Raw genomic sequence first — 9,312 nt, 5'->3', positions numbered from 1 at the left:
GGTGTCGATGCTGCTGTCAGCTTGCTGTCAACCGCCGCTCATGACCGAGAAGCCACTTCTTCACGTCCAGCCCCCAGCGGTAGCCGCCGAGGGTGCCGTCGGTGCGCAGCACCCGGTGGCAGGGTACGAAGAGCGCCGCCGCGTTGCGGGCACAGGCCGCCGCCGCGGCGCGTACCGCCGGTGGCCGGCCGGCCAGCGCCGCGTACCCGGTGTAGGTGACCGGGGTGCCCGCCGGAACGTCCCGCAGCACCTGCCAGGCGTGCGCCATGAACGCGCCGCCGGTGTGCTGCCGTACCGGGACCGAGTCGATGGCGGTGAGGTCGCCGTCCAGGTAGGACCGGACGGCCACGGTGGCCGGCCCGAGGTCGGCGCGTTGCCGCAGCGGCGCCCGCAGGGTCGGGTGGATCAGGGGCAGCAGCGCCGCCGGGTCGGGTGTGAAACCGGCCGCCAGGACCTCGCCGTCCGGGCCGGCGAGGATGCTCAGCGGGCCGGTCGGGGTGGTCAGGACGGTGCTGTCGATGCTCATGCCGCTCTCCAGAGTCTGATCGTGGCGTAGGACCGCCAGGGGCGCCACCGTTCGGCGTGCGCGGTGAGGGTCGTGTCGGGCAGGCCGAGCGCGGTTGCGCCGCGGCGGATCGCGAGGTCGGTGTCGAGGAGGACGTCCGGGTCGCCGAGGGCGCGCATGGCGAGGTAGTTGGCGGTCCACGGACCGATGCCGGGCAGCGCGAGCAGCCGCCGTACGGTCTCCTCCCGGTCACCACCCGGCGCCAGGTCGAGCGTCCCGTCCGCGACGGCAAGGGCAAGCCCCCGAATGGTCTCCCGCCGCCGACCAGGCATCCCAAAAGCGGAGTCCGGCAACCCCAGAACCTCCTCCGGGCTGAGAAACCCCCGCAGACCATCCCGTTGATCATGAGGTTGACCTGGGGTTTGATCTCCGTCGACCTCGTCAACCTCATGATCGACGCGGGCGGCCAGGAGGCGGGTGAGGGTGGTTCTCGCTGAGGTGACCGCGACTTGTTGGCCTATTACCGCTCTTACCGCCATTTCGAAGCCGTCCACCGCGCGGGGGACGCGGATGCCGGGCTCGGCGGCCACCGCCGGGGCCAGTGCCGGGTCCGCCGCGAGCGTGGCGTCGACGGCGACCGGGTCCGCGTCCAGATCGAGCAGGCGTCGGCAGCGGGCCACCGCCGGCGCGAGGTCACGCAGGTCGGCCAGGCGCAGCGTCGCCGCCACGTGCCCGTCCGCCGGGGTCAGCGCCACCTGGCCGACGCCGTGCGGCAACCGCAAACCCCGGTGGTACGTCCCGTCGCGCACCTCCTCCACCCCGGGCAGCGCGCGCAGCGCGAGGAAGTCCAGCAGCGCCCGGGCGTGCAGCGGCGGACGGTACGCCAGTCGGAGCGTGATCGTGCCCGCCCCGACCGCCGCCAGGTGCCGGCCCCGGGCCGTCCGCAGCTCCGACGGTGCGCTCGCGTACACCTCGCGGACCGTGTCGTTGAACTGCCGCACGCTGCCGAACCCGGCGGCGAACGCGATCTCGGCCATGCCGAGGCCTGTCGTCTCGATCAGGATCCGGGCGGTCTGCGCCCGCTGGGCCCGGGCCAGCGCGAGCGGCCCGGCGCCCATCTCGGCGCGCAGCATCCGGTGCAGGTGCCGTTCGGTGTAGCCGAGGCGGGCGGCCAGCCCCGGCACGCCGTCCCGGTCGACCACCCCGTCGGCGATCAGTCGCATCGCCCGGCCGACCACGTCGGCGCGGACGTCCCACTGCGGCGAGCCGGGTGCCGCGTCCGGTCGGCAGCGGCGGCAGGCGCGCAACCCGGCACCCTGCGCGGCGGCGGCCGACGGAAAGAACCGGACGTTGCGCCGCTTGGGCGTGGTCGCCGGGCAGGACGGCCGGCAGTAGATCCCGGTCGACGTCACGCCGGTGTAGAACCAGCCGTCGAACCGCTGGTCACGGCTGTCCACCGCGCGGTAGCACCGTTCGAAGTCCATCTCCACGTCACCCATGGTGCCCCGCTGGTCGGGCCCTCGGCTGGCGGGAATCGGACCTGGGCGTGCGCGGGCCGCCCGTCGATGGGTTCGCCGGCCCGGAGGCCGCCCGCTCAGCGGCGACGGCGGTGCGGCTGCCCGGACCGCTGCCCGGACCGGGCGGACCGGCCGGCCCGCTGCCCGGACGGCTGGCCGGACCGCGTCGACTGCTCCGACCGGTTGGACTGCTCCGACCGGTTGGTCTGGCCGCTGAGCAGGGGCGAGCGGAACACGCCGTCCGGGTCGTACCGCTTCCACAGCCGGCGCACCCGGGCGCCGGTCTCGCCCGGGTAGATCCGGGCGAACGCGGCCGGGTCCGGTCGGCTCTCGAAGTTGACGTACTCGCCGTCGGCACGCGCGCCCACGGCCCGCCAGGCGATGTCCAACGCCGCGCCGCCCTGCGGTGGGAACGTCGAGGCGATGACCAGGGTGCTCTGGTGCCGGTGCCGATAGGCCGTCGCGTCGGCGGCGACGTCGTTCACCGCTCCGCCGACCGAGCGCAGTTGGACCACGGCCCGGCCCGGACCGGTGGTCGCCCGCATGACCGCCCGGGCGACGCCCGGGTCCAGCTCGGTGAACAGCCCGTTGGTGGTCGTACCCCGTTGCTGCCCGACGTTCGGGTTCAGGTGCGCGGTCGGCACCAGCGTCGGGTAGGGCAGCAGGTCGCTGCGGTGTTCGAGGACCTTCCCGATGGCCAGCAGCGGCTCCACGACGGGCCGGACGCGGCGCAGGCTCTCCGCGGCCACCACGGCGGTGACGGACATGAGCGTCGAGCGGCCCTCGGCGAACAGCACGGCGGCGGCGGACAGCTCCCGGGGGGCCTGCGCCAGACAGCTCGCCCACTCGCGGACGGTACGGCCGTCCGGGTGCGCCTCGACGACCAGCTGCGTCACGCCGACGTTGCGCTGCTCGGCGGCCTCGATCTCGAACGCCACCACGACACCGGCCCCCGCGCCGGCGCCCCGGACCAGCCAGAACAGCTCGGGTTCGTGTGTCGCGTCGGCGCGTACCAGCGTCCCGTCGGCGAGCACGACCTCCACCGCGCGGACACGGTCGATGGTGAGGCCGTGGGCGCGTACCAGCCAGCCGACGCCGCCGCCGGTGGCCAGCCCGCCGACGCCGACACCGCCGTAGTCGCCCGAGCTGATCACCAGGCCGTACGGGGCCAGCGCCTGCGCGACGTTGGCCCAGCGCGCGCCGGCCTCGACCCGGACCAGCCCGGCCCGCTCGTCGAGCACCCGCACCCGGTTGAGCATCGACAGGTCGATGACGATCCCGCCGTTGTTGGAGGAGGCCCCGGAGAAGCCGTGCCCGCCGCTGCGGACGGCGATCGGCACTCGCTGCTCCCGCGCGTACCGGACCGCGTCGATCACCTGAGCGGTGGTCTTCGGCAGCAGGACGGCGGCCGGCGAGGCAGTCGTCGTGTACGTCGAGCGCAGCTGCGCGTACCGGCGGTCGCCGGGTGTGACGATCTGCCCCCGGAGGGAGTCGGGCACCTGGGCCATGGGGGTGCTCATCGTTGCCCGCGCGGCTCGCACCTCGGGTGTCCGGGATCGGTCATGGCTCAAGGATGAGCGGGCACACCGGCCTCGACAAATTCGGCGGACCGGTACCCGCTGGTCGCCGCCGCCGGCGACGCTCGCCAGTACGGGAGAGTGGTGCGCGAAGGTGACCGGGATCTCCGCTCGACTCCAGATTTGGCCGGTCAGGCCGGCGCGGGAAGACCCGCCGGCCTGACCGGTCCCGCTCAGCTCTTCGGTCGACCCGGCACGCCGGGGGCGCCTGACGGGCTCGGAACGACCGCGGGCGCCCCGGGCGCTCCCGGGTTACCGGGGTTACCCGGGTTAGCGGGGTTACCGGGGTCGCCCGGTGGGCTCGACGGGCTCGGCTTGACCGTCGGCTGGCCCGGCACGCCGGGCGGTCCCGGCGGACTCGACGGGTTCGCGTCAGCGCCCCCTGGGCTGGGCACCGCGGTGGGCGCGGACGGCGTGGGTACGGCCGGGCTGGGCACGACCGCCGGCCCGGCCGGGCTGGGCACGGCCGGCGGAGGCTCGTCCGAGCCGGTCGCCGCCAGGGCGATCGGGGTGGCGATCAGGATCGCCGCCAGGGTGCTCGCCGCCCCCACTGTCACCGTGGCGCGGCGTCGGTTGCGCACCCGCCGTTCCGCTCGGCTCAACTGGTCATGCACGATCGGTGCCTCCTCGGCCAGGTCGGTGAGGGTGGAGCGGATGAGGTTCTCGAAGTGTTCGGTCATCGCCGTACCTCCAGCCTGTCGACGTCCGGCAGTAGGTCGCGCAGTCGCTGCACCGCTCGGTGGGTACGGCTGCGCACGGTGCCCACCGAGCAGCCCAGCAACTCGGCCACCCGGGCTTCGGGCAGGTCCTCGTAGTAGCGAAGGACCACCACCGCCCGTTGCGTCGGTGGCAGGTGACGCAGCGCGGCACGCATCGCCAACCGCACGTCGGAGCCGCCGCTGGGGTCGCCGCCGACCGGTTCGTCCGCCGGCTTGAGCGGTATCTCCCGCCACCGGCGAAGTCGCCGCCACCAGCTGATCTGCTCGCGGTACATCACCACCCGCAGATAGCCCTCGGGGTCGGCGTGCCGAATGGTTCCCCACTTCGGGATGGTCCGCGCCAACGCCGACTGGAACAGGTCCTCGGCGGCGTTACGGTCCCCGGTCAGCAGGTACGCGACCCGCATCAGCGCCGGAGTCCGGCTGCCGACGAACTCGGCCAGCCGCGCGCGTTCGTCCTCGTCCACCCGCCACCCCCGTTTCGTTGTCACAGATACAGACGTCCCAGGTCATCGTCGCTATCCACGACCGGTGGGGTTTTTCGGCCCGAAAGTGTCGGTCGTGCCGGGTAGCGTCCGGCCACCAACTGAAGAAGGGGTGCGGCGAATGACGAGCGTGGCGGGTTGGGCGGCGGCGTCGACACTGGGTGCGTTCCCGCCGTTGCCCCGCGCGGTGGCGCAGTCCTTCTACCGCCGGATGCGGGCCGTCGCGCCGGCCGCCAAGGGCGCGATCGAACGGGACCGGGCAGGCGACCCCGAGCAGAGTTTCCCCGATACCGCCTGCGGCCGGTTGGTCGGCTCGCTCGACGACGCGGGCCTGCGGGCGCTCGGGATGTGGACGCACCACTGGTGCATGCGCTTCTACGACGACGACACGAGGGTCGGCCGGCGGTTGATCCGCGAGATCGCCGCACGACCGGGGCTGGGCTGGACGGCCGACGAGGTGCGGTGGATGCTGCGCGAGTCGGTTTCGGCCGGGCCGGCCGCCGCCGACCGGTTCACCCTGCCCCGCGCCGCCGCGGCGCAACTGCCGGCGACCGACCGTCCGATCGACGAGCTGCCCGACGGTGGCGTGGCCCTCCGCGACGTGCCAGCCGGCGCGTTGACGGAGCCGCGGGGGGAGGTGGCGAACAGCAGTTCGGCCAGGACCGGCGGCGAACCAGCCGACCGGCAGCCCGTCGAGCCCGCCACGCCCTCCGGCGCCGGCTCCGGGCGGGAGCCGGGCGAGACACCACCCTGCGGCCCGCTGGCCCTGGTGCCCCGTCAACGCCGCGCGGGTTGAGCCGGTGGCCCGCCGGTCGCCGTGCGGGCGGATGATCGACTGGGGCAGGATGGACGTCGGACCGCACCGACGGAAGGACCTCCCATGCCCGCCAGCGAACCGACCATCCTCGCCACCAGCATGGGCTTCTTCCGGGGCGACCGCGGGCCGGCCGACCTGCGCCCCGGCCCGATCTTCGAGCTGGCCGCCGAGCTGGCCGAGGCCGGCCCGCAGCCGCGGATCTGCTACCTCGGGCAGGCCGTCGGCGACCAGCCCACCTCGTTCGCCGCCATCTACGCCGCGTTCGCCGACACCCGGTTCCGCCTGTCGCACCTCGCGCTGTTCCCGATGCCGAACGTCGACGACGTCCGCGCCCACCTGCTCGCCCAGGACGTGATCTGGGTCGGCGGCGGCAGCGTCGCCAACCTTGTCGCGGTCTGGCGGGTGCACGGGCTCGACGAGATCCTGCACGAGTGCTGGCAGGCCGGCGTGGTGCTGGCAGGCGTCTCGGCCGGCTCGATCTGCTGGCACGTGGGCGGCGCCACCGACAGCTTCGGCCCCCGCCTGCGCGGTTTCACCGAGGCGTTGGGCTGGCTGCCGTACGGCAACGGCGTGCACTACGACAGCGAGGCCCAGCGCCGACCGCTGATGCACGAGCTGGTCGGCGACGGCACGCTGCCGACCAGCCACTGCACCGACGACGGCGTCGGCCTGGTCTACCGGGGGACCCGGCTGGTCGAGGCGGTCGCCGACCGCGAGGGCGTCTCGGCGTACGAGGTCAGCCGCGCCTCCGACGGCACCGTCGCGGAGACCGTCATCGCCCCGCGCCTGCTCGGCTGAGCGCGGGTCAGACCCGGTCCTCGAACGCGGCGCACACGGTAGCCCGCGTCTGCGGCCCCTCGATCGCCCGCAGCAGCTCCCGGGCGAGGGCGATCTGGTGCCCCTCGTCGACCGCCCTGTCCATCGGGGTCAGCTCCACCCGCCACCGGAAGTAGAGGTAGTCGTCCTCGTCGGTCGCGGCGAGCCGCGGGTCGGCGGCCTCGTTGGGGTTGATCTCCAGCAGGTTGCCGCGGACGTCCACCGAGTCCCGTCGGTAGGGCACCGCGTCGGGCAGCCGGGTGCGGATCAGGTCCAGCAGCTCCGCCGCCGTCAGCGGGCCGTCGACCATGATGAGGAACTGCAACGTCGTCTGCACGTCTGCCACCTTGCCAGATGCGGAACCGCTCAATCGAGCGGGAGGAACGGGCCGTTGTCGAACTTGCCGCCTCGGCGCAGCACCGAGAACTGCACCTTGTGCGGCACGTGCGAGTCCATCAACTCGCGGCGCAGGTGGGTGAAGTCGGTGCCCAGGTCGAAGCTGGCGAGCTGACCGTTCTCGTTGATCCGGCGCAGCATCGTCTTGCGCAGCCGGGTGCCGTCCGGTGCCCGGGACAGGGAGCGTTCGGCCAGGTCGAAGAACGTCTTGTCGTCGACGATGAGCGCCACGTCGATGTCGGAGTCCGGGCGGGCGGTGCCGCGTACCCGGCTGCCGTGGGCAACCAGGTCCCCGTCGGGCAGCCCGGCCTGCCGCTGCGTCTGTCGGGCGCCCCGGGCGAAGCGGGTCCACTGGCGTTCGGTGAACCCCTGCGGGACCCGGCGGGCGGCCCGGGTGGTGGCCGCCTCGGCAGCCTCGCCGGCCACGTCGTCGGCCCGCCGCATCATGCTGCGGGCGGCCTGCGCCACGATGCCCCGGGCGGCGCTGGTGGCGCCGTCCGGCAGGTCGCGCCGACGACCGGTCATGTCGGCTCGCCGGACTGCCGGCGGCGCAGCACTGCGTCGAAGACCTGCGCCAGCTCGGCGGCGTCCTCGCCGGCGTGGTGGGTGTGCGGCACGTCGTGCAGACCCAGCTCGTGTTTGATCTTGCCTTTGCGGGTCTGGACCCACTCGCTGCCGGTCAACCCCATCCAGTAGCTGCGCAGGTCGACGCCGGAGCCAGTGGCACCGAACGGGCTGTGGCCGACGAAGCGTACGAAGTACCAGTGCACGAACATGCCGTCCCAGACCGCGGGCGCGGCGAGGAAGACCGGCCGGCCGATGCGGCGCAGCCCGTTGACCCAGGCCGCCGCTGCCGACATCGCCTCCTCGGCGGTGGGCGCCTCGCGGAGCAGGCGGTCCCGGTCCAGGCCCGACACGGCGAGCGCGGCCGGAACGAACTCGTCGGAGATGGGCCGCAGCTCGGTGTAGAACGTCAGATCCGGACGGCCGGCCACGGCCATACCCAGCGAGATCATGCTGTACGGCCCCGGGATCGGCCCGTCCGCCTCCACGTCGACGCCGATGTACAGCTCGGGCAGGGGGGCGGTCATCCCAGCACCACGCCGATGGCCTGGTCGATAAGCATGTTGAGGACGATGTCGGTGAGCTTCTTGAAGACCGGGATCTCCAGCAGCGAGGCACCGAACGTCGGCGCGGCCGTCGCCAGCGCCTGGATGATCTGCACCAGCAGGATGACCAGCTGGACAATCACGTTGATCTTCAGGGCGAGAACGATCAACGCGCACACGAAGAGCGTCGCGGCGACCCTCTGCGCACCGGTGCCACCGTCGCGGAGCACCGACATCGCCGAGCCGTCCGCCTCCCAGCGCTCCTGGAACGCGGCCAGCGCATCGCCCTGGTTGCCGGTCAGCACGCGCTGGGCGGCCGCGGTGCCCTCCGCCGCCGCATTGCTCAACGAGTCGGCCATCTCCATCCACATCTGGCCGAGCTCGAACATCTTTGTCTCGTCCGACTTGGGCCAGGTGTATCCCAGCTCGTTGAGCAGGCCGGCGAGTTCGCCGGGCAGCATGATGCCCATCGACCCGCCTACCAGCTCATCGTCGTGAACTGGGCGTCGTTGTCCTGCTCGACCAGGTCGTACTGGTCGGCCATCAGGCTCAGCCCGTCACCGAAGCCGCGCAGCCCGTTGACCACCGACCCGAGGCACTCCGCCGCGATCTCCTCGGCCACCTGGTACGACATGCCGATCAGACCGCCCACGTCGTCGTCGCCGAAGATGTCACCCATCGCGGCCGTCCGCGCGCGCAGCGTCTCCCACTGCGCGGCGAGTTGCTCGGCCACCGTCGTCAGGTGGCTGCCGCCCTGGCGTAACGCGGGCGGATGCACCTGAAGGTTCTCGTGCACGCCATCACCTCGCTGCCTGCTGGATGCGCCGCACCGCGTCGGTGAGCGCACCGGTCATCGCTGCCATGCTGCGCACCGACTCGTTCTGCAATTCGTCGAGCTGCCGGCCCAGGGCCACCGGGTCCACCGCGGGCGCGTCCGCGGCCTCGCCGGCCTGGAGCCGCAGGTCGTCCAGCGCGGCGTTGACCGCCAGGGTGATCTGCTCGCCGAGCATCTCGGCGCCCATCCGCAGGGCTCGCGGGTCCACCGTCACCGACTCGACGCGTTGGCCCACCGCAACGGCCTCGACCTGACCGCCCGCCGCCGACCCGGTGCCACGCGCCGGCCGGACGTCCGGGTCGTCGGGCACCTCACCGGTCGATCGCATCGACGCCAGTGCCTGTCGGGTCTGTTGGAGCAGTCGGTCGAAATCCGTCACCTGGTCCACATCGCCCCCTAACGTCGCATGCGACATCGAGAGGGTAGCAACGGCGAACCACAGTCGGGACCCGCCGAGGCGCGACCACGGCCGGCGCCGGGACCGGCCGAATCGGAGCCGCGTGGACCGGTCCGGCCGGCACCGGCGTAAGCTGGCC

The 9,312-nt window shown here is 73.2% G+C and carries 12 protein-coding genes and 1 pseudogene; 2 read left to right on the top strand and 11 right to left on the bottom strand.

Annotated elements, in window-relative coordinates; genetic code table 11:
* Positions 1-16 precede the first annotated feature (16 nt).
* The 5 genes from MILUP08_RS30150 to MILUP08_RS30130 form a co-directional block, all read right to left on the bottom strand.
* On the bottom strand, positions 17-526 hold the full coding sequence (locus MILUP08_RS30150) for a methylated-DNA--[protein]-cysteine S-methyltransferase (RefSeq protein WP_007464976.1): 510 nt from the start codon (positions 524-526) through the stop codon (positions 17-19).
* Entirely contained in the window at positions 523-1,995 is a 1,473-nt protein-coding gene (locus tag MILUP08_RS30145; RefSeq protein ID WP_039909009.1) for a DNA-3-methyladenine glycosylase 2 family protein, read from the bottom strand. Before MILUP08_RS30145 ends, MILUP08_RS30150 begins: the two co-directional genes overlap by 4 nt.
* Positions 1,996-2,099: 104 nt before the next feature.
* Positions 2,100-3,542 carry an FAD-binding oxidoreductase gene (locus MILUP08_RS30140; RefSeq protein WP_083915946.1) on the bottom strand — a complete coding sequence of 481 codons (1,443 nt, stop codon included), beginning with the start codon at positions 3,540-3,542 and terminating at the stop codon, positions 2,100-2,102.
* Positions 3,543-3,772: 230 nt separating this feature from the next.
* Positions 3,773-4,279: a hypothetical protein gene (locus MILUP08_RS34060; RefSeq protein ID WP_007464970.1), complete on the bottom strand. Its 507-nt coding sequence runs from the start codon at positions 4,277-4,279 to the stop codon at positions 3,773-3,775.
* Positions 4,276-4,785 (bottom strand): SigE family RNA polymerase sigma factor, encoded by a 510-nt coding sequence (locus tag MILUP08_RS30130; RefSeq protein WP_007464967.1) that lies wholly within the window; start codon positions 4,783-4,785, stop codon positions 4,276-4,278. Before MILUP08_RS30130 ends, MILUP08_RS34060 begins: the two co-directional genes overlap by 4 nt.
* Before the next feature lie 139 nt (positions 4,786-4,924).
* Here MILUP08_RS30130 and MILUP08_RS30125 point away from each other — a divergent pair.
* Positions 4,925-5,350, top strand: a pseudogene (locus MILUP08_RS30125) (hypothetical protein); the annotation flags it as partial.
* Positions 5,351-5,683: 333 nt separating this feature from the next.
* Complete coding sequence (locus MILUP08_RS30120) at positions 5,684-6,418, top strand: Type 1 glutamine amidotransferase-like domain-containing protein (RefSeq protein ID WP_007464964.1); 735 nt, start codon at positions 5,684-5,686, stop codon at positions 6,416-6,418.
* Between the two features lie 7 nt (positions 6,419-6,425).
* On the opposite strand, the gene MILUP08_RS30115 is transcribed toward MILUP08_RS30120, so the two are convergent.
* Genes MILUP08_RS30115 through MILUP08_RS30090 form a run of 6 tightly spaced genes read right to left on the bottom strand, consistent with a single transcriptional unit; the run spans position 6,426 to position 9,155 of the window.
* Positions 6,426-6,773 (bottom strand): hypothetical protein, encoded by a 348-nt coding sequence (locus MILUP08_RS30115; protein WP_007464962.1) that lies wholly within the window; start codon positions 6,771-6,773, stop codon positions 6,426-6,428.
* 29 nt (positions 6,774-6,802) lie between these two features.
* Entirely contained in the window at positions 6,803-7,357 is a 555-nt protein-coding gene (locus tag MILUP08_RS30110; protein WP_007464961.1) for a nucleotidyltransferase domain-containing protein, read from the bottom strand.
* Positions 7,354-7,923, bottom strand: a complete 570-nt coding sequence (locus MILUP08_RS30105; protein WP_007464959.1) for a hypothetical protein — start codon at positions 7,921-7,923, stop codon at positions 7,354-7,356. The genes MILUP08_RS30110 and MILUP08_RS30105 overlap by 4 nt, the downstream gene beginning before the upstream one ends.
* Positions 7,920-8,411, bottom strand: a complete 492-nt coding sequence (locus MILUP08_RS30100) for a WXG100-like domain-containing protein (protein WP_007464957.1) — start codon at positions 8,409-8,411, stop codon at positions 7,920-7,922. Before MILUP08_RS30100 ends, MILUP08_RS30105 begins: the two co-directional genes overlap by 4 nt.
* 8 nt (positions 8,412-8,419) lie before the next feature.
* Positions 8,420-8,737 carry a type VII secretion target gene (locus tag MILUP08_RS30095; RefSeq protein WP_007464955.1) on the bottom strand — a complete coding sequence of 106 codons (318 nt, stop codon included), beginning with the start codon at positions 8,735-8,737 and terminating at the stop codon, positions 8,420-8,422.
* A 4-nt stretch (positions 8,738-8,741) separates the two neighbouring features.
* Positions 8,742-9,155 (bottom strand): YbaB/EbfC family nucleoid-associated protein, encoded by a 414-nt coding sequence (locus MILUP08_RS30090; protein WP_167626074.1) that lies wholly within the window; start codon positions 9,153-9,155, stop codon positions 8,742-8,744.
* Positions 9,156-9,312: the final 157 nt, after the last annotated feature.

Origin of the sequence: Micromonospora lupini str. Lupac 08, assembly GCF_000297395.2 — a bacterium.
GTDB classification, from domain to species: domain Bacteria; phylum Actinomycetota; class Actinomycetes; order Mycobacteriales; family Micromonosporaceae; genus Micromonospora; species Micromonospora lupini.
This window is presented reverse-complemented; position numbering and strand designations above follow the sequence as displayed.

What these genes read in the sequence shown, in the direction of transcription:
- MILUP08_RS30150 (WP_007464976.1), bottom strand. Translation starts at nt 526, where the DNA reads ATGAGCATCGACAGCACCGTCCTGACCACCCCGACCGGCCCGCTGAGC.
- MILUP08_RS30140 (WP_083915946.1), bottom strand. Translation starts at nt 3,542, where the DNA reads ATGAGCACCCCCATGGCCCAGGTGCCCGACTCCCTCCGGGGGCAGATC.
- MILUP08_RS34060 (WP_007464970.1), bottom strand. Translation starts at nt 4,279, where the DNA reads ATGACCGAACACTTCGAGAACCTCATCCGCTCCACCCTCACCGACCTG.
- MILUP08_RS30120 (WP_007464964.1), top strand. Translation starts at nt 5,684, where the DNA reads ATGCCCGCCAGCGAACCGACCATCCTCGCCACCAGCATGGGCTTCTTC.
- MILUP08_RS30110 (WP_007464961.1), bottom strand. Translation starts at nt 7,357, where the DNA reads ATGACCGGTCGTCGGCGCGACCTGCCGGACGGCGCCACCAGCGCCGCC.
- MILUP08_RS30105 (WP_007464959.1), bottom strand. Translation starts at nt 7,923, where the DNA reads ATGACCGCCCCCCTGCCCGAGCTGTACATCGGCGTCGACGTGGAGGCG.
- MILUP08_RS30100 (WP_007464957.1), bottom strand. Translation starts at nt 8,411, where the DNA reads ATGGGCATCATGCTGCCCGGCGAACTCGCCGGCCTGCTCAACGAGCTG.